This window comes from Devosia sp. P1_H9 (genome assembly GCF_056405135.1).
In genome coordinates this window covers 396,361-421,115 of sequence record NZ_JBFUCQ010000001.1, presented here as the reverse complement: position 1 = coordinate 421,115, position 24,755 = coordinate 396,361, and the positions used below count along the sequence as shown (strand labels likewise).

General features: G+C 65.5%; 27 protein-coding genes. 12 read left to right on the top strand and 15 right to left on the bottom strand.

Annotated features, from left to right (window positions below):
• Positions 1-11: 11 nt before the first annotated feature.
• On the top strand, positions 12-1,262 hold the full coding sequence (locus tag AC1DYL_RS02185; protein ID WP_477171883.1) for a phage tail tip lysozyme: 1,251 nt from the start codon (positions 12-14) through the stop codon (positions 1,260-1,262).
• On the opposite strand, the gene AC1DYL_RS02180 is transcribed toward AC1DYL_RS02185, so the two are convergent.
• From AC1DYL_RS02180 to AC1DYL_RS02145, 8 genes are all read right to left on the bottom strand, one after another.
• On the bottom strand, positions 1,259-2,332 hold the full coding sequence (locus AC1DYL_RS02180; protein ID WP_477156488.1) for an ABC transporter ATP-binding protein: 1,074 nt from the start codon (positions 2,330-2,332) through the stop codon (positions 1,259-1,261). The two genes, AC1DYL_RS02185 and AC1DYL_RS02180, sit on opposite strands and share 4 nt — an antisense overlap.
• Entirely contained in the window at positions 2,332-3,411 is a 1,080-nt protein-coding gene (locus AC1DYL_RS02175) for a Gfo/Idh/MocA family protein (protein ID WP_477171882.1), read from the bottom strand. Before AC1DYL_RS02175 ends, AC1DYL_RS02180 begins: the two co-directional genes overlap by 1 nt.
• Entirely contained in the window at positions 3,408-4,427 is a 1,020-nt protein-coding gene (locus AC1DYL_RS02170) for a Gfo/Idh/MocA family protein (protein WP_477171881.1), read from the bottom strand. Before AC1DYL_RS02170 ends, AC1DYL_RS02175 begins: the two co-directional genes overlap by 4 nt.
• A gap of 7 nt (positions 4,428-4,434) precedes the next feature.
• Complete coding sequence (locus AC1DYL_RS02165; protein WP_477171880.1) at positions 4,435-4,845, bottom strand: endonuclease domain-containing protein; 411 nt, start codon at positions 4,843-4,845, stop codon at positions 4,435-4,437.
• Between the two features lie 157 nt (positions 4,846-5,002).
• On the bottom strand, positions 5,003-5,776 hold the full coding sequence (locus AC1DYL_RS02160; RefSeq protein WP_477156752.1) for a carbohydrate ABC transporter permease: 774 nt from the start codon (positions 5,774-5,776) through the stop codon (positions 5,003-5,005).
• Between the two features lie 109 nt (positions 5,777-5,885).
• Positions 5,886-6,815, bottom strand: a complete 930-nt coding sequence (locus AC1DYL_RS02155; RefSeq protein WP_477172027.1) for a carbohydrate ABC transporter permease — start codon at positions 6,813-6,815, stop codon at positions 5,886-5,888.
• Positions 6,816-6,834: 19 nt separating this feature from the next.
• Positions 6,835-8,115, bottom strand: a complete 1,281-nt coding sequence (locus tag AC1DYL_RS02150) for an ABC transporter substrate-binding protein (protein WP_477156491.1) — start codon at positions 8,113-8,115, stop codon at positions 6,835-6,837.
• Between the two features lie 242 nt (positions 8,116-8,357).
• Positions 8,358-9,038 carry a TetR/AcrR family transcriptional regulator gene (locus AC1DYL_RS02145; protein ID WP_477156492.1) on the bottom strand — a complete coding sequence of 227 codons (681 nt, stop codon included), beginning with the start codon at positions 9,036-9,038 and terminating at the stop codon, positions 8,358-8,360.
• A gap of 185 nt (positions 9,039-9,223) precedes the next feature.
• On the opposite strand from AC1DYL_RS02145, the gene AC1DYL_RS02140 reads away from it, so the two are divergent.
• From AC1DYL_RS02140 to denD, 5 genes are all read left to right on the top strand, one after another.
• Positions 9,224-10,378 carry a Gfo/Idh/MocA family protein gene (locus AC1DYL_RS02140; RefSeq protein WP_477156493.1) on the top strand — a complete coding sequence of 385 codons (1,155 nt, stop codon included), beginning with the start codon at positions 9,224-9,226 and terminating at the stop codon, positions 10,376-10,378.
• 1 nt (position 10,379) lies between these two features.
• Positions 10,380-11,543: a dihydrodipicolinate synthase family protein gene (locus AC1DYL_RS02135; protein ID WP_477171879.1), complete on the top strand. Its 1,164-nt coding sequence runs from the start codon at positions 10,380-10,382 to the stop codon at positions 11,541-11,543.
• A complete protein-coding gene (locus tag AC1DYL_RS02130) occupies positions 11,543-12,367 on the top strand; it encodes a sugar phosphate isomerase/epimerase family protein (RefSeq protein ID WP_477171878.1) in 825 nt (274 codons plus the stop codon). Before AC1DYL_RS02135 ends, AC1DYL_RS02130 begins: the two co-directional genes overlap by 1 nt.
• A gap of 88 nt (positions 12,368-12,455) precedes the next feature.
• Entirely contained in the window at positions 12,456-13,208 is a 753-nt protein-coding gene (locus AC1DYL_RS02125; RefSeq protein ID WP_477171877.1) for an SDR family NAD(P)-dependent oxidoreductase, read from the top strand.
• Between the two features lie 87 nt (positions 13,209-13,295).
• Positions 13,296-14,282 (top strand): D-erythronate dehydrogenase, encoded by a 987-nt coding sequence (gene denD / locus AC1DYL_RS02120; RefSeq protein WP_477171876.1) that lies wholly within the window; start codon positions 13,296-13,298, stop codon positions 14,280-14,282.
• Between the two features lie 3 nt (positions 14,283-14,285).
• Here denD and AC1DYL_RS02115 read toward each other — a convergent pair whose 3' ends face one another.
• The 4 genes from AC1DYL_RS02115 to AC1DYL_RS02100 all read right to left on the bottom strand — a co-directional run bounded on the left by AC1DYL_RS02115 (position 14,286) and on the right by AC1DYL_RS02100 (position 17,287).
• The gene (locus tag AC1DYL_RS02115; RefSeq protein WP_477171875.1) at positions 14,286-14,645 is read right to left on the bottom strand and encodes a hypothetical protein; all 360 of its coding nucleotides are present in this window, start codon (positions 14,643-14,645) and stop codon (positions 14,286-14,288) included.
• A gap of 165 nt (positions 14,646-14,810) precedes the next feature.
• On the bottom strand, positions 14,811-15,332 hold the full coding sequence (locus tag AC1DYL_RS02110; protein WP_477171874.1) for a GNAT family N-acetyltransferase: 522 nt from the start codon (positions 15,330-15,332) through the stop codon (positions 14,811-14,813).
• Positions 15,329-16,240, bottom strand: coding sequence for an acetamidase/formamidase family protein (locus tag AC1DYL_RS02105; protein ID WP_477171873.1), 912 nt, complete (start codon positions 16,238-16,240; stop codon positions 15,329-15,331). The genes AC1DYL_RS02110 and AC1DYL_RS02105 overlap by 4 nt, the downstream gene beginning before the upstream one ends.
• Positions 16,241-16,669: 429 nt before the next feature.
• Positions 16,670-17,287, bottom strand: coding sequence for a hypothetical protein (locus tag AC1DYL_RS02100; protein ID WP_477171872.1), 618 nt, complete (start codon positions 17,285-17,287; stop codon positions 16,670-16,672).
• An 85-nt stretch (positions 17,288-17,372) separates the two neighbouring features.
• Between AC1DYL_RS02100 and AC1DYL_RS02095 the strand changes: the two genes are divergently transcribed.
• The 4 genes from AC1DYL_RS02095 to AC1DYL_RS02080 are packed head-to-tail and all read left to right on the top strand — an operon-like array spanning position 17,373 to position 20,021.
• On the top strand, positions 17,373-17,819 hold the full coding sequence (locus tag AC1DYL_RS02095) for a hypothetical protein (RefSeq protein WP_477171871.1): 447 nt from the start codon (positions 17,373-17,375) through the stop codon (positions 17,817-17,819).
• A gap of 56 nt (positions 17,820-17,875) precedes the next feature.
• Positions 17,876-18,493 (top strand): trimeric intracellular cation channel family protein, encoded by a 618-nt coding sequence (locus AC1DYL_RS02090; protein WP_477148666.1) that lies wholly within the window; start codon positions 17,876-17,878, stop codon positions 18,491-18,493.
• Positions 18,493-18,888, top strand: coding sequence for a DUF4326 domain-containing protein (locus AC1DYL_RS02085; RefSeq protein ID WP_477171870.1), 396 nt, complete (start codon positions 18,493-18,495; stop codon positions 18,886-18,888). The genes AC1DYL_RS02090 and AC1DYL_RS02085 overlap by 1 nt, the downstream gene beginning before the upstream one ends.
• A gap of 5 nt (positions 18,889-18,893) precedes the next feature.
• Complete coding sequence (locus tag AC1DYL_RS02080; protein WP_477171869.1) at positions 18,894-20,021, top strand: iron-containing alcohol dehydrogenase; 1,128 nt, start codon at positions 18,894-18,896, stop codon at positions 20,019-20,021.
• Positions 20,022-20,024: 3 nt separating this feature from the next.
• Here the strand turns inward: AC1DYL_RS02080 and AC1DYL_RS02075 are convergent, their stop codons facing one another.
• Positions 20,025-20,729, bottom strand: a complete 705-nt coding sequence (locus AC1DYL_RS02075) for a GntR family transcriptional regulator (protein WP_477171868.1) — start codon at positions 20,727-20,729, stop codon at positions 20,025-20,027.
• Positions 20,730-20,795: 66 nt separating this feature from the next.
• Here AC1DYL_RS02075 and uxuA point away from each other — a divergent pair, with 66 nt between their 5' ends.
• Together uxuA and AC1DYL_RS02065 are read left to right on the top strand one after the other, a co-directional pair.
• Positions 20,796-22,013 (top strand): mannonate dehydratase, encoded by a 1,218-nt coding sequence (gene uxuA / locus AC1DYL_RS02070; RefSeq protein ID WP_477171867.1) that lies wholly within the window; start codon positions 20,796-20,798, stop codon positions 22,011-22,013.
• Positions 22,013-23,086 (top strand): Gfo/Idh/MocA family protein, encoded by a 1,074-nt coding sequence (locus tag AC1DYL_RS02065; protein WP_477171866.1) that lies wholly within the window; start codon positions 22,013-22,015, stop codon positions 23,084-23,086. The genes uxuA and AC1DYL_RS02065 overlap by 1 nt, the downstream gene beginning before the upstream one ends.
• On the opposite strand, the gene AC1DYL_RS02060 is transcribed toward AC1DYL_RS02065, so the two are convergent.
• Together AC1DYL_RS02060 and AC1DYL_RS02055 are read right to left on the bottom strand one after the other, a co-directional pair.
• Positions 23,083-23,595, bottom strand: coding sequence for a hypothetical protein (locus AC1DYL_RS02060; protein WP_477171865.1), 513 nt, complete (start codon positions 23,593-23,595; stop codon positions 23,083-23,085). The genes AC1DYL_RS02065 and AC1DYL_RS02060 overlap by 4 nt on opposite strands.
• Positions 23,596-23,610: 15 nt before the next feature.
• Positions 23,611-24,753, bottom strand: coding sequence for a succinylglutamate desuccinylase/aspartoacylase family protein (locus tag AC1DYL_RS02055; protein ID WP_477171864.1), 1,143 nt, complete (start codon positions 24,751-24,753; stop codon positions 23,611-23,613).
• Positions 24,754-24,755: the final 2 nt, after the last annotated feature.

The window sequence follows — 24,755 nt, the reverse complement described above, 5'->3', positions numbered from 1 at the left end:
AGGAGGTCGTGATGGCGGTACTAAAGGACACGCGCACCTTGCGTGACGCACCCAATGGTGCGGAGGTCATGCAGGTTCCCGGTGGCACCCGCGTCACCGTCGGCAACACGCACGGTGCCTGGCTCGAGGTCACGCTGATCGACCTGCCGGGAACGCCCAAGGGTTGGGTCAGCGCCGCGGCTGTCGATCAGGCGGCCGACACGCTGGGCCCGCTCGACAAGCAGCTCTTCGCGCTCGAGTGCCATTGGCAGGCGCTGCTTTTCGGCGTCAGCGCCCACTACATTGCCGCCGTCGCGGCGCTGCGCACCAACATCACCGATGGTGCCTCCGCTGGCGGCGGAACAGGACCCTACGCCTTCTCGCGCGACGAGTGGGCGCTCAGCAGCAAGCAGCCGCAATTCATGCTGGACGCCACGCCTCAGGCAATCGGTTCGTGGAGCCTGCAGGTCGCCGTATTCGCCATAACCGCGCGCCTCGCGCAGCAGCGGTTTGCGGCCCTGCTCGGTAGCCAGCCGACCGCTGCCGAGCTCTATTTCTCGCAGCTGGTAGGCAGCAAGGCGGCTGTCGCGGCGCTACAGGATCGGAAGGCCAAGCTTGCCGACATCGTCTCGGTCATCGATCCCGCGTCGGCAAAGGGCGATGGCATCGACGTCGCCAACCTCGCCACACGCGACGCGGCGCTGCTCGGCACCGGCAGCATCGAAGCGGCGCTGAAGGCGATATCGATGGCGCTGACGGCTGCGCTCGAGGCGACGAAGCCCTTCGTCCTGACCGCCGGCGACCAGCTGATCGACGACACGGCCACCGCCATGCTGCCCGATGGCGCAGTCAGCGGCCGGATCAATTTCGACTCTCCCGAAGTCCCGGCCGCCCGCCGCGATATGGCCAAGCTCATCGCACTGCGCTTCGCCGAGGCCGGCTATGGCGTCATCCAGCAGATCGCGGCGATCGCCAACGCCATCGGCGAATCCGGGCTCAAGCCCGACATCAAGTCGGCTGGCAGCGAGCAGAGCTATGGCCTGTTCCAGCTCAACCTCAAGGGCGTCGGCCATGGCCACGACCCGGCCGAGCTGATCGATCCCGAGCGCAACATCGCGATCATGTTGGCCTACATCGCGACGCTCTCGGCCAACGCCGCATTCAGCGGCACGGCTTCGCTGCACGACGCAGTCGCGATCTTCGTGCGCGATTTCGAGCGGCCGGCGGACTCGGCCGGCGCCATCGCCAAGCGGAGCGCGATCGCCCAGACCCTGTTGGTCTAGATCGCGCGCCCGTCCTTGCCGAACACGTGGTACCGGGCGGGGTCCACGTAGGCCGTCAGCGTCGAGCCCAGCTCCACCGGCCGCTGCCCGTCCACGGCGATGATCATCGCCTGCCCATCGGCGGTCGTCGCGTAGACCATGGTCTGCCCACCCAGCTGCTCCACCAGGTCGACCTTCACATTGGCCAGTTGCACGCCCGAACCCTCGGTAATCCCGATATGCTCGGGCCGCACGCCGAAGGTCACCGCATCGCCGGCATCGACCTTGCGGTTCACCACGATCTCGCTGCCGCCGGCTCGCAGCTTGGCCCCGGCGCCGTCGGCGCTCTCCACCTTGGCCTCGAGGAAGTTCATCTTCGGCGAGCCGATGAAGCCGGCGACAAAGCGGTTCTTCGGATGGTTGTAGAGCTCGAGCGGCGCGCCGACCTGCTCGATGACCCCGGCCTGCAGCACCACGATCTTGTCGGCCATGGTCATCGCCTCGACCTGGTCGTGGGTCACGTAGATCATCGTGTTGCCGAGGTCGTTGTGGAGTTTTGCGATCTCCACCCGCATCTGTACGCGCAACTCGGCATCGAGGTTCGACAGCGGCTCGTCGAACAGGAAGATCCGCGGCTCGCGCACAATCGCCCGCCCGATGGCGACGCGCTGGCGCTGCCCGCCGGAGAGCTGCTTCGGCTTCCGTTTCAGCAGCGGCTCGATCCGCAAGATCTCTGCCGCCCGCTGCACCCGTTTGGCGATCTCAGCCTTAGGCACCCGCGCCGTTTCCAGCCCGAACGCCAGGTTCTGGTACACCGACATATGCGGGTAGAGGGCGTAGCTCTGGAACACCATGGCGATGCCGCGCTTGGCCGCCGGCACCTCATTCATCCTATCGCCGTCGATCAAGAGGCTCCCGCCCGAGATCGGCTCGAGCCCGGCGATCATCCGCAGCAGGGTGGACTTGCCACAGCCCGAAGGCCCGACGAACACGGTGAACTCGCCCGGCTCGATGTTCAGGTCGATGCCGTGGATCACCTCCACGTCGCCATAACGCTTCTCGACCTGCTGCAGCACCACACTCGTCGACATCACACGAACTCCTTGGGCAGCCAGCTGCGGTATTTCGGATGGGTCGCGGTCACGGGGAAGCTTACCTCCTCGTGCGTCTCGGACGAATGGTAGAATGCGGTGACGATTTCGAGCGCCCGGCGGGAATCGCTCGATGTCACCGGCATCGGCGCCAGCCCCTCCAGCGCATCCCAGAAGCGGCGCATCTGCGTGGCAAAGCGCGACGGCACGTCCTGCCAATCGGCCAGCAGCGCATCGATCTTCGCCTTGGTCTCATCGTTCCGCGGCAGGATCTTCCACGGCAGCTTGCCCGGGTTGTAAGCCTCGTGGTCGCTCTCGAAGGTCACGTTCTCGAACGCCAGCCGGATGCGGCTGATCTCGTCGGCCGAGCCGAGCGTCGCGGTGAAGCTCGCCAGCGCCCCCGACTCCATTTCCAGCGAGGCCGAAATGCAGTCCTCGACCTCGATCGTATTCACCCGCGTCGCCACCCGGCCGAACAGGCTCTTGGGCTCTCCCATCAGGTAGGTGAAAATGTCGTGCGGGTGGATGGCATGCGTCATCAGCACGCCGCCGAGCTCGGTCTTCCATTTGCCGCGCCACGGCACCGCATAATAGTCCGGCCCGCGCCGCCACAGCGTCTCGACCGTGCCCACATAGGGCTTGCCCGCGATGCCGGCCTCGATGATCCGCTTCACCTGCTCGATGCCGTTGCCGTAGCGATACTGGAACACCGGCATCAGCTTGCCGCGGCTCTGCTTTTCGAGCGCGATGATCTCGTCGACCTCGGCGAGCGAACCGACCAGCGGCTTCTCGCAGATCACGTGCTTGCCGGCCTTCAGCGCCGCCACGACCATCGGGTAGTGCACCATCGGCGGGGTGCAGACGTCGATGATGTCGAGGTCGTCCATTGCCAAGAGGTCGTCGAACTTCTCGATCCGCCGCTCGATGCCGAACTCGTCGGCCAGCCCGTCGCGGCGACCCGCGTCCAGATCGCAGATCGCGATGACCTTGAAGCGATCCTTGTTGTTCTCGTAGCCCTCGACGATGTGGCTCTTGCCGATGCCGCCGCCGACGACGGCGACCGTGTAAATCCTGCTCATTGCGCCCACACCGTTCCGCGCTCGGCCATCGCCTGCGCCGTCAAAGCCAGTTCCATCGCCTTGAAGGCGCGCACCTGCGGCATCGCCGTTTCAGTGCGGTTCAACACATCCGCGATCAGCTGCCGCCCATAGGGCAGGTCCTGCGCCGAGCAGTCGATATGCTGCGTGCCGTGCTTGTCGACGAGGAACAGGTGGTCGGTCCCTGGCCGCCCGGCGATGTCGATATACTTCCGGCACTCGATGTAGCCCTCGGTGCCCAAGATGGTCAGCCGCCCGTCGCCCCAGGTCGGCAGGCCCGCCGGGGTGAACCAGTCAACGCGCACATAGCCGGTCGTGGTCGGGGTTTTGAGGTGCATGTCGCCCACGTCCTGCAGCCCGGGCTTCCCCGGATTGCCGCGGTTGTTCACCGAAGCCGAAACCACTTCGGCCTCGGTGTCGGTGCCCGAGAAGAACAGGAACTGCTCGCACTGGTGGCTGCCGATATCGCAGAGGATGCCGCCATAGCGCTTCCGATCGAAGAACCAGTCCGGCCGCTGGTTGTTGCGGATGGCATGCGGCCCAAGCCCCACGGTGTTGATCACCTGGCCGATCGCGCCCGCCTGCACCAGTTCGCCGGCCTTCACCGTCGAACGCGTCTCGAAATGCTCGGAATAGCAAACGGAATAGATCTGCCCGGTCTCGGCCTGCACCTTCTTGATCTCAGCGAGCTGCGCGAGGCTCGTCATCCCCGGCTTGTCGCTCATCACGTCCTTGCCGTGCCGCATCGCCGCTATCGAAATTGCCGCGCGCTCACTCAGGATCGCTGCGGTCAGCACCATTGCGATCGACGGGTCCTCGAGGATCGCCCTCTGGTCGGCAACACGCTTCGCCTGCGGGAACTTCTCGCTGAACTGCGCCGCGAGATCATCCTCGGGCGAGTGGAAAGCCACCAGCTCCGCGCCCTCGCGCAGCAGCAGGTTCACCTGGCCGTAGATATGGGAATGGTTGAGGCCAATGGCCGCGAATTTGATGGTCATGTCTATCCTAGAGTCCTGAGGCCGCAGAGGTCGCGGCTCCATCGTCTCCCTCCCCCTTGTGGGGAGGGACCAAGGGTGGGGGGAGGGCCGCAAGCACCGCAGACAAATGAGTGGCAACACCCTCTAGGTTGTCGCGGACATCGAGGTTCGAATAGCGAGCGACGCGATAGCCTTCGCCGCGGATGAGTTCCGATCGCCTGTTATCGTAAGCGATCACTTCAGGGGTGAAGTGCGTCTGCCCATCGACCTCGATCACGAGCTTCGGATGGTGGCAGGCGAAGTCGACATAGAACGGACCCAGCTGCACCTGGCGTCGGAAGTGGTAACCTTGCGCCTTCAACGAGCGGAGGTAATTCCACAGCCTGGCCTCGGCCGGCGGCATGCGCTTGCGGAGGTCCCTCGCGCGCTCGATGCTCATGGCCACCCCCACCCAGCTTCGCTACGGGCCGTTGCCCCTAGCTGCGCTACCCTCCCCACAAGGGGGAGGGAGACGAAAGAACCGAAGCCGGCAGTCAGGTCTCCCTCTCCATTGTGGGGAGGGATTAAGGGTGGGGGGAGCGGCAGGCACAAGACCCTCACCGCTTCATCCCCGTCGTCGCGATGCCCTCGATCAGCAGCCGCTGGAAGAACAGGAAGAACAGGAAGATCGGCACCAGGCTCAGCACGCTCATCGCGAACAGTCCGCCGAAGTCGCTCTCGCCGGTCGAGTCAGTGAACGTCCGCAGCCCCAGCATCACGGTGTATTGCTTCATCTCGTTGAGGTAGATCAGCGGCCCGAAGAAATCGTCCCAGGTCCAGATGAAGGTGAAGATGGCGGCCGTCGCCAGCACCGGCATCGACAGCGGCAGCATGATCTTCCAGTAGATGCGCCAGGCCGAGCAGCCGTCCATCATCGCCGCCTCGTCCAATTCCCTAGGGATGCCGCGGAAGAACTGCACCATCAGGAAGATGAAGAAGCCGTCGACCGCGAGGAACTTCGGCGCCACCAGCGGCAGCACCGTGTCGACCCAGCCGATCGAGCGGAACAGCACATATTGCGGGATCAGCGTCACCTGGCTGGGCAGCATCAGCGTCATCAGCATCATGGCGAACCAGAAGGTCCGGCCCTTGAACTGCAGCCGGGCGAAGGCGAACGCCGCCATCGAGCAGGCGATCAGGTTGCCGCAGACGCAGAGGATCGCAATCACCAGCGAGTTGGCAAAGAAGGTCCCGAACGACACGCGCAGCCCGTGCCAGCCGCGGAAATAGGAGTCGAGGCTCCACTCGCTCGGCCACAGGGTGGTGGCGTTGAAGATCTCGTTCTCGGGCCGGAACGAGGCCGACAGCAGCCAGAGCAGCGGATAGAGCATCAGGATCGATGCGCCTATCAGCAGCGCATGGGCGAGCAGGCTCAGCGCCCGTTTGCGCCAGAGCTTTGCCGGGCTCACCTCGCCCGTCACCACGGTCAGCCGGTGCACATCAGTCGTCATAGTGCACCCAGTATTTCGAGGTCAGGAACGAGAAGGCGGTGAAGATCGCGACGATCAGCAGCAGCACCCAGGCCAGCGCCGAGGCGTAGCCCATGCGGAAGAAGCCGAACGCCTCCTGGTAGAGATAGAGCGTGTAGAACAGCGTCGAGTTGATCGGATTGCCGGTGCCGCCCGAGATGATGAACGCCGGGGTGAAGCTCTTGAAGCCCTCGATGGTCTGGATAATGGCGTTGAAGAACACCACCGGGGTCAGCATCGGCAGGGTGATCTTCCAGAACACACGCCACTTGCTGGCGCCCTCGAGGCTCGCCGCCTCATACATGTCCTGCGGGATCGAGCGCAGGCCGGCGAGAAAGATGATCATCGGCGAGCCGAACTGCCAGATCGCCAGGATGATCAGCGTCCACAGCGAGTAGTTGGGGTTGGAGATCCAGCTCGGCCCATGGATGCCGAACAGCAGCAGGAACTGGTTGACCAGCCCGCCGCCGGAAAAGATCTGGCGCCACAGGATGGCAATGGCGACCGAGGCGCCGAGCAGGCTCGGCAGGTAGAACATGGCGCGATAGATCGGCAGGCCGCGCATGCCGCGATTGAGCAGGAGCGCCACGCACAACGCGAAGGCCAGCTTCAGCGGCACCGAGAAGACCACGAAGAACAGCGTCACCTTCATCGAGGCGGCGAATTTCGGGTCCGCGGTGAACATGCGGATGTAGTTGTCGGCGCCCACCCATTCCGGTGCGGTCAGCAGGTCGAAATTGGTGAAGCTGAGATAGAACGAGGTGATGATCGGCCCGATGGTCAGGCAGAGAAAGCCGATGAACCAGGGCAGGAGGAAGAGGTAGCCGGGGGCGTGGTTCTGCCACACCCGCGACCACCAGGATTGGACCGCGCGCTCCACTTTGGGAGTATCGGCCTCCATGGCACGCGCGGTCATAATGTCAGGCCGCCCGGTTCAGAATGTCCGTGGCGCCCTTGACCAGCTCGGGGCCGGCGGCTTCCGGGGTCTTGGCGCCGAAGGCGACTTCCTGGCTCAGGGTGCGGAACAGCGAACTGTCGATCTCGCCTGCCGCGGCGGGCGGGGAGGGCGGCAGCTTGCCGAGCAGCGGCCCGAGGTTCGAGACGAAGTTGAGCGCGATCTGGCTCTGCTCGTCCAGCGTCGGGGCAAGGTTCTCGCGCACGGCCTTCGAGCACGGAATACCGCGCTCGACGCCAAGCACCAGGCTCGCGTCCTTGTCGGTGACGAAGAAGTTCAGGAATTTCGCCGCGGCTTCCTTCTGTGCCGAGGTGCCGCCGATGGAGAAGAACATCGAAGGCTTGCGGTAGTGGCCGCCAGGCGCATCGGCTGCGATGCGGGGGAAGTTCGAGATGGTGATCTTGTCCTTGTTGATCGCCTGGAAGGCCACCAGCTGGTTGGAGTTGGACGGGATAACCGCCGCCTTGCCGAGCGTCAGCATGGTGGTCTCGAGCGGACCGGTGTCGAGCGCCTGGTCGTCCGGGCTGACGCAGATGCCGTCGTCGCGGAGGCCCTTCCACATGGTGAACCACTCGGTGGCGTCTGCTTCGTCGAAGGCGAGCTTGCCGTCGGCGGTGTAGAGCGCCTTGCCCTTCTGGCGCAGCCAGTTCTCGTACATCGGTTCGGAGCCAGAACCGTCGCCGATCACCTTCGTGCCGACGTTCTTGGAGTTGAACGCCTCGCCCATCTTGCGGATGTCGTCATAGGTGGTGGTGGGGCCGGGCAGTTCCACGCCGGCCTTCTCGAAGGCGGCCGTGTTGATCATCAGGGCCACCGAGTTGGCGCCGAGGCTGATGCCATAGAGCTTGCCGTCGACCTTGCCGCCGTCAAGCTGGTCCTGGTCGAAATCGGCCAGTTGCAGCGCGCCGCCGACGAACTCGTCGAGCGGGGCGATGGCGTTCCGCTTGGCGTATTCGACGATGTAGCGGTAGTCCATCTGGATGATGTCGGGGGCGTTGCCGCCGGCGGTCTGGGTCGCGAGCTTGGGCCAATAATCGTTCCAGGCGAGGAACTCGCCTTCGATCGCCGGGCCGCCGGCCTTGGCATAGAGGTCCGTTACCCCATAGGTGCGGTCGGCGCGGGCCTGGCCACCCCAGAAGATCAGGCGCAGCGCGGTGTCCTGCGCCAGCACCGGCGACATGCCGGCGCCGACGAGCAGCGCCGTCGTTCCCATCAGAAACTGACGTCTGTCGAGTGAAATAGTCATCGATGTTCCTCCCATCTAGCTTCTCCGGGCAGCGGCGCTGTCCCGAAACCTCCAGCGCTCTTGGTGGCGCTAAATAACTAACTGGTTACAACCATGGGCCGGGACGTGCGACCTGTCAAGCGGCCAGGGGCTGGCAGAAGTTCATGGTCTACGGTTGGACTATTGCTGCACTCGGGCCGGTCGTTTAGGATTTATGGGCCAGACGCGGCAAGTTGATACGACAGCGGGCTGCCGAACAGTGCTCAGCGGCGGGTCCGGAGGTAGTCTACCACCATCTGCACAGCCTGCGCTTCACGATCCTGGATCAGCGCGAACTGGCTGAGGTCCTTGCCGAAAACCACCGACAGCGTCTGCATGTTCGAGACGTAGAAGTAGCAGAGCGAAATGATCGAGATGTAGAGCTGCATCGGATCGACGTCGGTCCGGAAGATGCCCTGCTCATGCCCGCGCTTTACGATCTCGTGCAACTCGCCGACGATGGGCGAGCGGATCTCGTCGAGGTTCTTTATCTTTTTGACAAACCTCGCATTTTGCAGGTTTTCCACAGACAGCAAGCGGGGGAACCAGGGGTTGGCGAGGAAGTGTCGAAAGGTAAATCGGATAACCCGGTCAATTGCTTCCACCGGATCATACTGGCCGATCCGCAACTCGCGCTCGCCGCGCCGGATCTCCTGGTAGGCGTCCAGCAACACCGCCTCGTACAGCGCTTCCTTGTTGCCGAAGTAGTGGTAGAGCAGCCGTTTGTTGGCCTTGGCGCGGTCGGCAATGGCGTCCACCCTCGCGCCGTTGAAGCCTTGTTCGCAGAACTCGTCGCGGGCCGCCTTGAGGATCGACGCCTTGGTCTTTTCGGCATCGCGCGGACGCACCGGCGCGGGCGTGGCGGTACGCCGCCGAACCTTCACCGCTGCCACGTCGCTCGCCATAAATCCTCTCCCGCGCCGTTGCGGTTATGCTGTCCGGGCTGAACAGGCCGGTTCGTCACCGGCACTCGAACCGAACGAAAATCGTTCTTTCGTTCAAGCCTCCGCAGCCGTACTTGACGCTCCATCCTAGCGACGTGTATCTAAGTAACCAAGCAGTTACAAACAAGTCTGACAAGGAGGTTGCGATGGCCGAGCGGCGGCTGGGGCTGATCATGCATGGCGTGACCGGCCGGATGGGCTACAACCAGCACCTGGTGCGTTCGATCCTGGCGATCCGCGACCAGGGCGGCATTGCCCTCTCGAACGGCGACCGGCTGGTCGTAGATCCGATCATCGTCGGCCGGGATCGCGAGAAGATTCAACGGCTTGCCGAAAAGCACCAGATCAAGCGCTGGTCGACCAACCTCGACGAAGTGCTTGGTGACACCGAAGACGAAGTGTTCTTCGACGCCGGCACCACCCAGATGCGCACCGAGCTGCTGAGCCGCGCCATCGACGCCGGCAAGCACGTCTATTGCGAGAAGCCGGTCTCCGACGACCTCGAGTCCGCTATCGCATTGGCAAAGAAGGCGAAATCCTCCGGCGTGAAGCACGGAGTGGTGCAGGACAAGCTGTTCCTCCCCGGCCTGCTGAAACTGAAGATGCTCAAGGATGCGGGCTTCTTCGGCCGCATCCTGTCGGTGCGCGGCGAGTTCGGCTACTGGGTGTTCGAGGGCGACTGGGGCCAGCCGGCGCAGCGTCCGAGCTGGAACTATAGGAAGGCCGACGGCGGCGGCATCATCCTCGATATGCTGTGTCACTGGCGCTATGTGCTGGATAACCTCTTCGGCGAAGTCGAGGCGGTAAGCTGCCTCGGCGCCACGCATATTCCGTCGCGCGTCGACGAGAAGGGTAACACCTACACCGCCGATGCGGACGACGCGGCCTATGCCACGTTCCAGCTCGCCGGCGGCGTCGTCGCTCACATCAATTCCAGCTGGGACGTCCGCGTCCGCCGCGATGATCTCGTGACTTTTCAGGTAGATGGCACCCACGGCTCAGCCGTCGCCGGCCTCCACAAGTGCTTCAGCCAGCACCGGGTCAACACCCCCAAGCCAGTGTGGAACCCCGACCAGCCGCAGACCATCGACTTCTTCCAGAACTGGGAAGAAGTGCCCGACAACTGGCCGGCCCAGAACGGCTTTAAGGCGCAGTGGGAGATGTTCCTCAAGCACGTCGCCGAAGACGCGCCGTGGCCCTACGGCCTCGAAGCCGGCGCCAAGGGCGTGCAGCTCGCGATGCTCGGCCTCCAGAGCTGGAAGGAACGCCGCTGGCTGGATGTCCCGGCGCTGGGGATCTGAGATGGAAATCTCGCTCCCCAACCCCGACCGCAGCATCACCACCTATCGCCTTAGCGGCACGCCGATTCCGTTCGAGAAGCACGCCGCCAGCGATTTCCCGCGCATCGCCTACGCCGCAGCCCACGTCGTCACCGACCCGCTGGCTTCCAACGATCCGTGGCTCAATCCCGCGATCGACTGGGATACCACGCTCAATTTCCGCCACCGGCTGTGGGACCTCGGTCTCGGCGTCGCCGAAGCCATGGATACAGCGCAGCGCGGCATGGGGCTGGGCTGGGCCGAGGCGCAGGAGCTGATCCGCCGCGCCCAGACCGAAGCCCGCACGCGCTCCGACGCGCTGATCGCCTACGGCGCCGGCACCGACCACCTGATGCCCGGCCCTGATGCCACCATCGACGACATCATCCGCGCCTATGAGGAGCAGATTGGCTTCGTCGAAGGGCAGGGCGGCCGCATCATCCTGATGGCGTCGCGCGCCCTCGCCGTGGCGGCCAAGTCGCCCGACGACTATGCCCGCGTCTACGGCCGCATCCTCAGCCAGGTGAAGCAGCCGGTGATCCTCCACTGGCTGGGCGAGATGTTCGATCCGGCGCTGGTCGGCTACTGGGGCCACGCCGACCACAGTGCCGCGATGGATGTATGCCTCGACGTTATCGCCGCCCATGCCGACAAGGTCGACGGCATCAAGATCTCTTTGCTGTCGAAGGAGAAGGAGATCGCCATGCGCCGCCGCCTGCCGCAGAGCGTCCGCATGTATACCGGCGACGATTTCAACTATGCAGAGCTGATCGCCGGCGATGCCGAGGGCCACTCCGACGCGCTACTCGGCATCTTCGACGCCATCGCCCCGGCCGCTTCGGCGGCCCTCGCCGCCCTCGGCCGCGGCAGCGACAACGAGTTCTTCGAGCTCCTCGAGCCCACCGTGCCGCTGAGCCGCCACATCTTCGCGGCGCCCACGAGGTTCTACAAAACCGGCGTGGTTTTCCTCGCCTATCTCAATGGTTTGCAGGACCATTTCGCCATGATTGGCGGCCAGCAATCCACCCGCTCACTGCAGCATTTGAGCGAGCTTTTCCGGCTGGCGGACAAGGCCCGCGTACTGGCCGATCCAGCGCTTGCAGTGGATCGGATGAAGCGGGTGCTCGCCGTGCACGGGATTGCCTGATGGCCGACCGCCAGCTCTCCATGAACCTCGCGACCCTGCGGAACGGCTCGACCTTTGCGCAGATGGTGGACGATTGCCTCCGCCACGGCGTCACCGCCATCTCCCCTTGGCGCGACCAGGTGGCCTCCGTTGGCCTCGCCGAAGCCGCCCGCATCGTCAAAGCCAACGGTCTCCGCGTCACCGGCCTCTGCCGCGGCGGCATGTTCCCGGCTGACACCGCGGCAGGCCGCCAAGCCAATATCGACGACAACCTCCGCGCCATCGACGAAGCCGCCGCCCTCGGCGCCGACTGTCTCGTGCTCGTCGTCGGCGGCCTCCCGGGCTCATCCAAGGACATCGCCGGCGCCCGTCAGATGGTCACCGACGGCATCGCGGCGATGCTCCCGCACGCCCGTGCCTCCGGCGTGCCGCTCGCCATAGAGCCGCTGCATCCGATGTATGCGGCCGACCGGGCCTGCGTGAACACCATCGACCAGGCGCTCGATATCTCCGCGCAACTGGGCGAAGGCGTCGGGGTCGCCATCGACGTCTACCACGTCTGGTGGGACCCAAACCTCGCCGCCGCCATCGCCCGCGCCGGCCGCGAGCAGCGCATCTTCGCCCACCACATCTGCGACTGGCTGGTCCCGACCACCGACATGCTCCTCGATCGCGGCATGATGGGCGACGGCGTGATCGACCTCAAAGCCATCCGCGCCATGATCGAAGCCGCCGGCTACCACGGCCCGCAGGAGGTCGAGATCTTTTCCCGCGAGAACTGGTGGAAACGCCCCGGCGACGAGGTGGTCCGTACATGTGTCGAGCGGTTCGACACCGTCTGTTGACGCTCGAACGCACTGTTCGTCACACACCGCCTTCCGTGTCGCTCCGCAGCCCTACATCCCGTTGAGGATGAGGCTACGGAGTACTGAAATGTCCTACGATTTCTCTGGCAAGGTCGCTCTCGTCACCGGTGGTGCATCGGGCATCGGCGAGGCCGTCGCCCTGCAACTGGCCGCCGGCGGCGCCAAGGTGGTGGTCGCCGACCTGAACGGCGATGGCGCCGCTGCCGTTGCGAAGAAGATCACCGACGCCGGCGACGCGGCCACCTCGGTGGTGGCCAACGTAGGCAAGGCTGCCGACGTCGAGGCGGCAGTGGAGGCGGCGACGAAGGCCTACGGTGGGCTGCACCTCGCGGTGAATAATGCCGGCATCGGCGGACCAATCGCCCCCACCGGCGAGTATCCGCTCGATGGCTGGGCCAAGGTCATCGACGTCAACCTCAACAGCGTGTTCTACGGCCTGCGCTACGAAATCCCGGCGATCCTTGCCTCGGGCGGTGGCGCCATTGTCAACATGGCCTCGATCCTCGGTGCCGTCGGCACGCAGGGCTCTCCCGCCTACGTCGCCACCAAGCACGCTGTGGTCGGCCTCACCAAGGCCGCCGCGCTCGAGTATGCTACGAAGGGCATCCGTATCACCGCGGTCGGTCCCGGCTATATCGACACGCCGCTCCTGGCGGGCGCCGATGCCGCCGCCAAGTCCCATCTCGTGTCGCTCCATCCGGTTGGCCGGCTCGGCAAGGCCGAGGAGGTCGCCGCGCTGACGGTGTTCCTGCTCTCCAAGGAAGCCTCGTTTATCACCGGCAGCTACCACCTTGTCGATGGCGGCTACGTTGCTCAGTAGCCCGCTCCGCCACTCGGATTGAACCAAAAGCCGCCTTGCGCGTGCTGCCCCGAGCGGTAATCTCCCCGCCAAAATCGAGGAGACTCCATGCATATCCTGATCATCGGGGCGGCCGGCATGGTCGGCCGCAAGCTCACGTCCGCCTTGCTCAAGTCGGGGCAAGTGGGTGGCAAGGCCATCAGCAGGTTCACGCTCGCCGACGTCATCGAGCCGACCAAGGTCGACTTCTCCGGCGAAGTGACGGCGATCGCGTCCGACCTCTCCGCCCCCGGTGAAGCCACGAAGCTCATCGCCTCGCGCCCGGACCTGATCTTCCACCTCGCCGCCATCGTTTCAGGCGAAGCCGAGGCCGATTTCGACAAGGGCTACCGGATCAACATGGACGGCATGCGCTTCCTCCTCGAAGCCATCCGGCAGGAAGGCCTCAAGGCGCCCTACCTGCCGCGCCTCGTCTTCACCTCGTCAATCGCAGTGTTCGGCGCGCCCTTCCCCGAAGCCATCGGCGATGAGTTCTTCAACACCCCGCTCACCAGCTACGGCACGCAGAAGGCCATCTGCGAGCTGCTGCTCAACGACTACTCCCGCAAGGGCTTCGTCGACGGCGTCGGCATTCGCCTCCCCACCATCACCATCCGCCCCGGCAAGCCCAACGCCGCCGCCTCGGGCTTCTTCTCGAACATCCTGCGCGAGCCGCTGGTCGGCCAGGAAGCGGTGCTGCCGGTGTCCAAGGACGTGCGCCACTGGTTCGCCAGCCCACGCGCCGCGATCGGGTTCCTCACGCACGCCGCCGAACTCGATACGACGAAGCTCGGGTGGCGCCGCACCCTGTCGGTGCCGGGCCTCTCGACCACGGTGGGCGAGGAAATCGAGGCGCTGCGCCGCGTCGCTGGCGACAAGGCCGTCAGCCTGATCAAGGACGTGCCGGATCCCAAGATCATCTCGATGGTCGCCGGCTGGCCGCGCAACTTCGACGCCAAGCGCGCCATCCAGCTAGGCTTCAAGGCCGAGTCGAGCTTTGACGAGATCATCCGCATCCACATCGAGGATGAGCTGGGCGGCAAGATCGGCGGCTAAATCTCAGAAGCGGCGTGTGCGGCTGATCATGGGCCAGCTCAGCCCGGGGACCAGCGGCGTGCGCCAACTCACCACTAGCCCCATTCCATCGGCGACGATGCTGGGATTGGCCGCAGGCCGGATGGTGTGGCACTCCTCATCGAGCACCACGTCGCTGGCATAGCGCACCGCTATCGCCAGTCCGGCGTCACCCAGTCGCAGCGTCACTAGCTTGACCAGGTCGTTGTCGAGGGTGAAGGCGAAGGTGCTTTCACCGGGTCGCAGCTGGACCGGGCGGGGCGGCGCATCGGGCGCAACGCCCTCGGCGGCGGCCGACAGCGCCGCAAACTCAGCATCGGAGGGCAAGGCTTGCGGTGAGCTCATGCGCGAATGGCTCCAGGCACTGGACTTCCTCGGTGATTCCGTCCCCGACAGTGGGAGGGTAGGTCCGCCGGGTGCTGGCGGGCAATGCACAATTGAGCGCATGCCCAGCTGCCCGTCCTCTGCATATGCCGCTACGTAGCAATACGGTCGGGCCGCAGCTGGCGGTTAGCGGCTGATCGCGTACATCAGGATCTCGCCGTCCTCGGGGTCGTGCCGCCGCCCCACCGACGAGAAGCCGCAGCGCTTCAGCACCGCTTGCGAGCCCACAAGCTCCGGCAGCGTCTCGGCTCGCACCGCTACAATCCGCGGGTCGCGAAAAGCCCTGATGACGAGCAGGTTCACGGCGCCCGAGGCGTAGCCGCGAAGCTGCGCGGCCTCGACGATTGAGTAACCGACTTCCACCGTTCTTGCTTCGTCGGGCGGTCCCTTGTAGCCGGCGCTGCCGACCAGCTGGCCGTTGCCGATCACATACCAGCTGCCGAAGCCCGGCTCGCCGGGGTTGTCGGCCAGCACCTTGCGAATCCAGGCCCGCGTCTCCGGCCCGTTATTGGGCGGCGGCCAGCTTGCCGGCGGTTCGACGCCCAGGGCGGCGGCTAGCGCTGCACCGCTCTGCTCTTCGAGATCCAGCAACACCGGCGTCGCGGCGACAATCGATACGTTGCCGTTAGTTTCCCGCAGCCTGGTCACTTGCTCGGCAGCCACTTCTTGGGGATGCGGCAGATCATCGTGTAGGCCGGGTCGTAGACGTTGCCCACGTCGTAGCGCACCACTTGGCCCATCAGGTGGCTCGCAGCGGTCTTCGACAGCCCGTAGTCCGAGGTCAGCCAGTTGAACATGTCGTTGGTGGCGTGCTGCAGCGCCTGGTCGAGCGGCCGGGCATTGCCCACCGAGAAGATATCCTCGGCGTTCTCGGCGCGCGGCCAAACCAGCTTCCGACCCTTTTCCACCGTCAGCCGGACCTCGACCTCGAAGCTGGTCTCGATGCCGGTGCCGACGATTTCGCCGTCACCCTGCACGGCGTGGCAATCGCCAAGGAAGAACAGTGCGCCCTCCACGGCTATCGGGAACCACACCGTCGCACCCGGGCCGAAGCGGCGACAATCCATGTTGCCGCCGTTCTCGGCGCTGGTGGCGGTGGAGAAGGCCTGGCCCATGCTCGGTGCCACGCCGAAGCAGCCGATCATCGGGTCGAGCGGCAGCACAAAGTGCTCCAACCCCTCTACCGGCGGGTCGAGCTGCGCGGTGCCGGCTTGCCGGTCGATCGACCAGTAGGCGGCTTCCCGCGACGGCAGGTCCCGCACCGCTTCAGGGTCGACAACATTGGCGGAGAGTGACGAGCGGGTGAAACCGGTGGCCCGGTTCGGCGTCATCCGGACGATCTCGACCCTCAGCGCATCGCCGGGTGCGGCCCCTTCGATGAAGATCGGCCCGTTCATCGGGTTGGGCCCCGGCTGGCGATGCACGCCGTCCTTGTCGAATCCCCACGCATCGAGCGTCTCGGTGATGACTGTGTCGCCCGACGCGACAGTGAAGGCAGGCGGGAGCGTGCCGAGCACGTTGTGCCATTCGGTGGGAACGAAGCGATGCGTGGTCATGGGCAAATTCCGGTGAGGCGATAAGGGGTAACGGGTCGTCAGGTTGTTGTCATCCATCCACCGCAAGAGAGGGGGTCGATGGAGGGCACGTTTGGGAGGGGGCCGTCTCTATCGGCCTGCAAAGAACTTATCCCCGCACTCCAGCCATCTCGTACCTTCCCTCCACCTTTCCGATGTGAGGCGCTACGCGGCGTCGCGGGGAGGGTTCGGGCTGGTTGGGAGGCGTCCTGGCCAGGGCTTGGTGGAAGCGTCCGCTTTGCGCACCATCGAGCCAAAGACCGTTCGCAATGGGCGGGGCGAAAGTCCCAACCTTGTACAGTTCGGCGGACGACCGCCACAGGGACGAAGTCCCGCCCATGCCGCTTTCGCAGGAAACGGCAAGACTGACAAGAAACCCCGAGGCCCAAGGCCGTCGGGCGCTTCGGCACGTCACAGCCCCGCCAGCCACTCCGCATACTCGGCGTCGTGCCGCCCCTCGAAGTTCGCCATTCCGGGCTTGGTCAGGAGACCTCGACGTGGCGGGATCATCGAGGTGATCCGGCCACGCCGGAACTCGCGCCAGTTGATGTTCACCGCGGCGAACCGTGGGTAGAACTCGAGCTCGTCATAGGGCAGGTGGTCGTGGATCCACCAGCCGAGCGCCTCCCAGCGGCCGGTCGCTGCGTAGTAGGGGATCAGCGCATGGACGACGACGCAGGCCGTCGCGCCAATGCCGCCCTGCGCGTCGCGCCGGTCCCAGATGTGCCCGCCGAAATTGGTCTCGTTCCGCCCGCAATTGAGGTTGTGCTCGTTGCCGAAGCGGTTGACCTCCACCGAGCGAAAGGCGGACCGGATCGAGATCCGCCCGAAGCGTGCCATCAGCGGCTCGAGGCATTCCTCGCAAAGCCGCCTTCCGGCTTCGATGGCGAGATCGGGATCGTCGGGAATGTTCGGGATGCCGTAGAAGCTGGCAATCTCGGAGTGAAGGAAGTCGCGCATGAAGAAGTTCGGGCTCAGCCGCACGCGGCCAAGCTCTTCGAGCCCCTTCATCGATTGTGGTCTGCGCATCTCGGCCGGTCTCCACCTGTTCCCGTCACATACTGTGCGCTATCAATGGCTTGGCGGACCACCCGTTTCCAACAGGAGTTGCAGCATGCTGAGATTGATCGCAAGCATCGCCCTGGCGCTTTGCCTCGGGGCGGCGCCGGCGCTGGCCCAAAGTGACGCAGATACCGACGCTACCGTCGACAACGTCCTCGGCGATCACAACGCCTATCGCGCGGCGTTCGATGCGATACAGCAGGCTGTCGGAGACGGTGACGCCGCCGGCTTTGCCAAGTGGGTCAGCTATCCGATCAAGGTCGTGGCCGACGGCGAAGACATGCTGCTCAGCGACGAGGAGCAGTTCACCGAGCACTACGACAACATCCTGACCGACGAGATTCGCCAGGCGATCCTCGACCAGGCCTGGGCGTCCGTGCTCGTCAATGCGGACGGCATCATGTTCGGCAACGGGCAGGTCTGGATGAACGGCATCTGCAAGAACGACGGCTGCTCCGAATTCGACGTGAGGATCGTCACCATCCAATCGGCCAACTAGCCTTGGGGTGGCTGGTTCTGCTCTAGTCTCCCGAGGGGAGCACCCCGGGGGACGCCATGCTGCTGCAAATCATCTTCTATGTCGCCATCACCGCCGAGGCGATGACCGCGGCGCTCGCTGCCGGTCGGCGGAAGATGGATTGGTTCGGCGTCTGCGTCCTGGCCTGCGTCACGGCGCTGGGCGGCGGCACGGCGCGCGACCTGGTGCTCGGGCACTACCCGCTGATCTGGGTCGAGAACCCGTACCTGCTGATCATCTGCTGCGCCGCGGCGTTCGTCACCATCGCTCTCGCCCGCTACATGGCGGCGCTGCGCTGGCCTTTCCTGCTGCTCGACGCGCTTGGGCTCGCCGCCTTCACCATCATCGGCTGCAACGTGGCGCTGGAGATGGGGCAGCAGCCGATCATCGTAGTGGTCGCCGGCATGATGACCGGCATCGTCGGCGGCATCATGCGCGATATCCTCTGCACCGAAGTGCCGCTGGTGTTCTCGTCCGAGCTCTACGCCACGGTCGCCATCGTCTCTGGCACGCTCTACTACTTGGGCAGGTACTTCGATGTGCCGCATGATCTGCTCGTGCTCGGCACCATCGCCATCGGCTTCGCCCTGCGCGTCGCTGCCATCGTCTGGAAGCTCGAAATGCCGAAGTTCGTCTACGACAAGGAGCTCCGCTGATGTCCAGGCCGTCACACGTGCCCGGGCCGTCACACGTGCCCCGGCCACAACGCATGCAGCTGTCGCGCAAGGCCGGCTTCAACCTGCAGGCAGCGTCGCTGGCGCTGAACGGGCTGCCGGCAAAGCTGATCACGCGGCCCGGTAGGTGGGGCAACCCATTCACCATCGACGACACCGCCCGGCGCTATGGGCTCGACCACGCTGCCGCCCAGGAAAAGGCCGTCGCCCTCTGCGGCCAGTGGCTGCGCGGCACCATCGAGCCGGCCCGGTCGCCCAGCCCGCCGCCATCGCGCGAAGTTATCCGCAGCGAACTGGCGGGGCATAATCTCGCCTGCTGGTGCAAGGCAGGCACGCCTTGCCACGCGGACGTATTGATCGAACTGGCAAACGGATAAGGCACATGGCGCGGATCAATTACCTGACGAGCATCGAGTTTGGCGCGGGCGCCCTTGGAACGCTTGCAAGCACGGTCGAGGAGTTCCGGCTCAATCGGCCGCTGCTGGTCGCCGATCGCGGCGTAATGGCCGCCGGTCTCGCCGCCGAGGCGCTGGCGCATCTGCCCGCCGAAACACCGGTATTCCTCGATACGCCGCCCAATCCCACCGAGGGTGCGGTGATCGCCGCGCTCGAGCAATATCGCGCCGAAGGGTGCGATGGCATCATCGCGATTGGTGGCGGCTCGCCGATCGACCTCGCCAAGGGCGTGGCGCTGCTCGCGACTCATCCGGGGCCGCTCGAGCAGTACGCGGTGATCTATGGCGGCATCGACCGTATCGGTGCCTCCGTGGCGCCGCTGATCGCCATCCCCACCACCGCCGGCACCGGCGCCGAGGTCGGTCGGGCGGCGTTGCTCACGCTTGACGACGGTCGCAAGCTCGGCTTCATCTCGCCTCACCTGATCCCGAAGCGGGCGATCTGCGACCCCGAGCTGACCTACGGGCTGCCGGCGGGTCTCACCGCCGCTACCGGCCTCGATGCGCTCAGCCACTGTATCGAGACGCTGTGCTCGCCGCGGGTCAATCCGCCAGCCGAGGCGATTGCGCTCGACGGGGCAGGGCGCATCTGGCGCCAGATCGAGAATGCCTGCCGCGATGGACGCAACGCGGCGGCGCGCTCGGAGATGATGATGGGCGCCCTGATGGGTGGGCTCGCCTTCCAGAAGGGGCTCGGCGCCGTGCACGCACTCAGCCACGCCCTTGGCGGGCTCAAGGACGTCTCGCTGCATCACGGCACGCTCAATGCCATCCTGATGCCGCCGGTGCTTCGCTTCAATGCGCCTGAGATCGCCGACAAGCTCGGCCGCCTGAAGGCCGCCATGGGCTTTCCGCCCGCCGCCGACCTGTCGCTCGAACTCGATGCGCTGAACCGCCGCCTGGGCGTTCCCGCTGGCCTGCGGGTGCTGGGGGTGCGAGAGGACCACTTCGCCTGGGTGATCGAGCGGGCCCTGGCCGATCATAGCCACGCCACGAACCCGCGGCTCGCCACCGCCGAAGACTATCGCGGGTTGCTCGAAGCAGCGATGGACTGAGCGTCAGTCCGCGAACAGGTCCGGATGCGTTTCCGCCATGTGAGGCAGCGACGGCATGATCTCGTTGAGATGCTTGCACATCATGGCGGACGCAGCTTCGCCGTCGCCCTGCTCGAGGGCGTCGACGATCTTGGCGTGTTGGGCAAGCACCATCGGCCGGGGCGTCACATCGGGGAAGCCGAGGAATCGCACGCGGTCGAGCTGAGCCTTCAGCGCCTCGATGTGCCGCCATGCGTGCTCGCAATCGGCATGCCCGGCAATCGCGCTGTGGAAAATGTCGTCGAGCCGCATGAATTCGCCTAGCCCGCCGGACAGCGCTGCCTCCTGGGCCCGGACGATATCGCGCAGGTCGGCAATGCCGGCCGTGCCGATGCTTGCGGCGGCCTTGCGGACCACTGCCAGCTCGATGGCCTCGCGGATGAAGCGCGAGTTTGTCACCTCGCGGATCGAGATCAGCTTCACGAATGTGCCGCGCTGCGGCCGTACGTCGACGAGCCCGGCCTCGGCCAACTTGATGAACGCCTCGCGCACCGGCTGCCGGGAGACGCCCAACTGCCGCGCCAGCTCCGCCTCCGACAGCAGGTAGCCCGGTCGCAGCTGCAACTGCACGATGGCCCCGCGCACCGCATCGTAGACGCGTAGCCCCATCGTCGCCTGCCGTAGTCCGGCTGGTCCCGGGTGGTTTGCCAGCTCCAAATCAATGGTCATGTTGACTTCCCTCAAGCTGCCATACTAGCACCGGTCAGCGCGGTTGGAAGCGCTTGGAGAAGCCAAATGAGGCAGACGTGGCGCTGGTTCGGTCCGGCCGACCTCGCAAGCATCGATGACATCGTACAGGCTGGTGCCCAAGGCGTAGTGACCGCTCTGCACCACGTGCCGAACGGGGTGATATGGACCGCCGAGGAAATCGGCAAGCGCCAGCAGCAGATCCGCGTCAAGAAGGACGGCTCGCCCTCCGGCATCGAGTGGGATGTCATCGAAAGCCTGCCGGTTTCCGAGGATATCAAGAAGCAGAAGGGCGATTGGCGCGAGCAGATCGCCAACTACAAGCAGAGCCTCCGACATGTCGCCGCGGCGGGCCTCCGCACGGTCTGCTACAACTTCATGCCGGTGCTCGACTGGACGCGCACCGACCTGCGCTACCAGGTTGCCCATGGCGGCACCTGCATGCGCTTCGACATCAACGATTTCGCCGCTTTCGACATCCACATCCTGAAGCGCCCGGGCGCCTCCGAGGACTTCTCTCCCGAGATCGTCGCTGAGGCCGCCAGGCGAATCGCCAGTCTCGATGCCGCGGCGCAGAAACAGCTGGCCCGCAATGTCACCATGGGCCTGCCGGGCTCGACCGAGAGCATGACGCTCGACGACGTCCATGCCCATCTCAGCGAGTACGGCCACATCTCGGCCGATCAGCTGCGCCGGCATTTCATCGATTTCCTCAGCGAGGTTGTGCCGGTGGCCCAGGAGGTCGGCGTCCGCCTCTGCTGCCACCCCGACGATCCGCCGTTCTCGCTGCTGGGCCTGCCGCGCATCATGTCGACCGCCGCGGACTACAAGCAGATCCTCGACGCCGTCGACAGCCCCGCCAATGGCATGACCCTCTGCTCCGGCTCGTTCGGCGCGAGGCCCGACAACGACCTGCCGCAGATCATGGAGGACTTTGGCCCCAAGGTGCACTTCCTCCACCTGCGCAACGTCAAGCGTGACGGCATCGCCATCGCCGGCTCGTTCTACGAGGCCGAGCACCTGGGCGGGGACACCGACATGGTGGCGCTCATCGCCGCCATCCTCAAGGAAGAGGCTCGCCGCAAGCGCGAGGGCCGCGAGGATGCGCAGATCCCGATGCGCCCCGACCACGGCCAGGACATCCTCGACGACCTCGGCCGCCGCGCCCAGCCGGGCTATCCGACCATCGGCCGGCTCAAGGGCCTTGCCGAGCTGCGCGGCGTGATGACCGCGCTGGGCCATCGCGAGTACGGGCTCCACGCCTGATGACGCCCATCCGCTTCGGCATGATCGGCGGCGGCTGGCGCGCCGAGTTCTTCACTCGCATCGCCCGCGAGCTGCCGGACCGGTTCCAACTGAGCGGTGTGGTCCAGCGCGACCAGGCCAAGGCGGCGGCGTTCGGCGCGAAGTGGGGTGCTCCGGCGTTCGCCGGCTATGGCGAACTCGCGGCCGCCGAGCCCGATTTCGTCGTTCTCTCGGTGAAGCCCGATGCGCACCTGCCGATCCTCACCGAGCTCCACAGTCTCGGCCTAGCTGTGCTGTGCGAGACCCCGGCGGCCCTCGATGTCGAGGCCATGGTCGCCATCTGGCGGCTGGTGGAGCAGGGGCTGCAGCTCCACATCGCCGAACAGTATCTGCTCCAGCCGCTGCATGCCTCGCGGCTGCAGCTGATCGGCAACGGCGCGCTCGGCAGCGTCAGCTTCGCTCGGGTCTCGGCGGCGCACGGCTACCACGGCGTCAGCCTGATGCGGCATTTCCTCGGCATCGGCTTCGAAGACGCGACCATCCGCGGCAAAGTCTTTGAGAGCCGCGCCCTGGAGGGTCCGAGCCGCTACAACTGGCCCGCATCCGAGCAGTTCGCCCCCACCACCCAGACGCTTGGCGAGTTCGATTTCGGCGACCGGCTCGGGCTGTTCGATTTCACCGACGTGCAGTACCGCTCACCTGTCCATTCGCACCGGGTCGTGATCCGTGGTGATCGCGGCGAGATTGCCGACCTCGAGGCCCGGGTGATGCCGGTCTACGGCCACCCACTGACCCGCACCTTCACCCGCGTTGAATCCGGCCGCTACGGCAACCTGTTCGGCTACGCCCTCGAAGCCATGCTCTGCGGCGATGAGACCGTGTGGACCATGCCCTATCCCAATGCCCGCCTGATGGACGACGAGATCGCCATTGCGGTGGCGATGCAACGGATGGGCGAGCTGGCGCGGGGCCAGGGCGCGGGGCCGTATTCCTATGCCGAGGGCGCGCAGGACCAGTACCTGTCGCTGCTGATGCATCAGGCCGCGAAGACCGGCGAGACGCTGCGGAGCACCCGCCAGCCGTGGGCTGGCTAGTCCGGCAGGCCGGTCTCGGTGCGGAGGAACGCCGCGACCTTGCGCAGGTCCTGGCCCTGGTCCTTCTCGGAGTACTGTCGGGACTGCATCGCCAGCTTGACCTTCTGCCCATCGGCCAGCTGCAGCGACAGCACGTTGTTCCGTGGCCGCTCGGGGTTATCTTCGGTCACCTTCAGCGCCACCACGTCGTCGAAGCCCACTTCGACGACGACGTCGCTGCCGCGGTCCAGCTTCTGCGTCGAGTGGATGCTGCGCGCGGCGATGTCGAACGAGGTGATGATGTTTGTCGCCTGCGGCCTCAGGTACAGCACCACCGCCGCAACGATCGGCCCTGCGATGCAGATGGCGGCCGAGACCAGCCGGATCGTCGGATCGGCGATCTGCTGCTGGAGGTAGAAATACAGCACCGCTGCCGCCACCACCGAGCCGACGATCCACATCGCCCGTGGTGGCTGTTCGTGCGATGCATAAATTGTCAGCGCGCCGTCCCGGCGTCTCAGCTCGATCATTCGGTTCCTCGATCGCTAGTCTTCGAGCAGGTACGCGCCCTTGCGGCCGCTCAGCGTCGTCTTGCCGACGATCTTCATGATACCGGCCCCGCGCGGCGCATATTTCGCCGAAACCCGCGACAGCACCAGCCCATCCGTCCCGGCAAGGATCGGGGTACGGCCCATGAACGCCTCCGGCCCGTCGAGCGCGATCAGGTCCGCCACCGGCTGGCCCTTGGTCACCCGCTCGCCGAGTTCGACGCGATAGGCAACCAGTCCCGGTCGATCGACCTTCACGATCTCGGTTGCCTCGAACGGCGTCGCCTCGGAGAGCGGTGCCGGGCGCCCGCCCGGGTCCGCATCGACTAGGTTCCGCTCGCAGAGGAACCCCCAGAGCCGTCGCGCGTCGTCAGCGCCAAAATGATCGAACACGTCGGCCTGGCCGCGATATTCCAGCGTCGCGGTAGCGCTGGCCATCGGCACGGGCTTGCCGGGATTGGCGAGGGCCACCTTGCGATAGAGCTGCGGCAGCACCTCGTCGAACGAGCCGCCACCGCTGTCAGCCGCAGTCAGCGTTGCCGCGGCGCCCATCCAGTCCGCAAGGTCCTGCAACTCCGGCATCAGCTCGGGCGAGGTGAAGATATGGATCAGCGAGTCGTCGTCGCAGTGGAGGTCGAACACGAACTCGGCGTCATGCGCTTCCTTCAGCACCAACAGGCGAAGCTGCTCGTTGGCGTTGCGCGGCTGCTGGGCGTCGATCCAGTTCGACACGGCTTTGCGGATCAGGTTGACGTTGAAGCGCTCGTCATCCGAGAGCCGGCCATTGAGCTGAGAGCGGATCGCCGCGAACAGGTCGGGCCAGCGGCGGTTGAAGTTGATGCCGGTGTTGGCGTCGTAGCGGCCGATATGCCGGCGCAGCGAGAACGTCGCCATGCCCAGTGGGTTGACCAGCGGCATCACCGTGAAGCGAGCGCGGAGCAGCCCTTGGTCGTCGGCCTGGCGCAGCATCGGCAGCAGGTGGTGCAGCACCATGGTGCCTGGGTGCTCGTCGGCATGCAGCGCCGCCTGCAGGTGGACCTTTTCCGGCGCGTCCTTGGGGCCGATCACGTAGTAGGTGAAGTCGGTGGTCGCGCCGGGGGTATCGCCACGCAGCGCTATGGTTTTTCGTTCAAAGCTCAAGA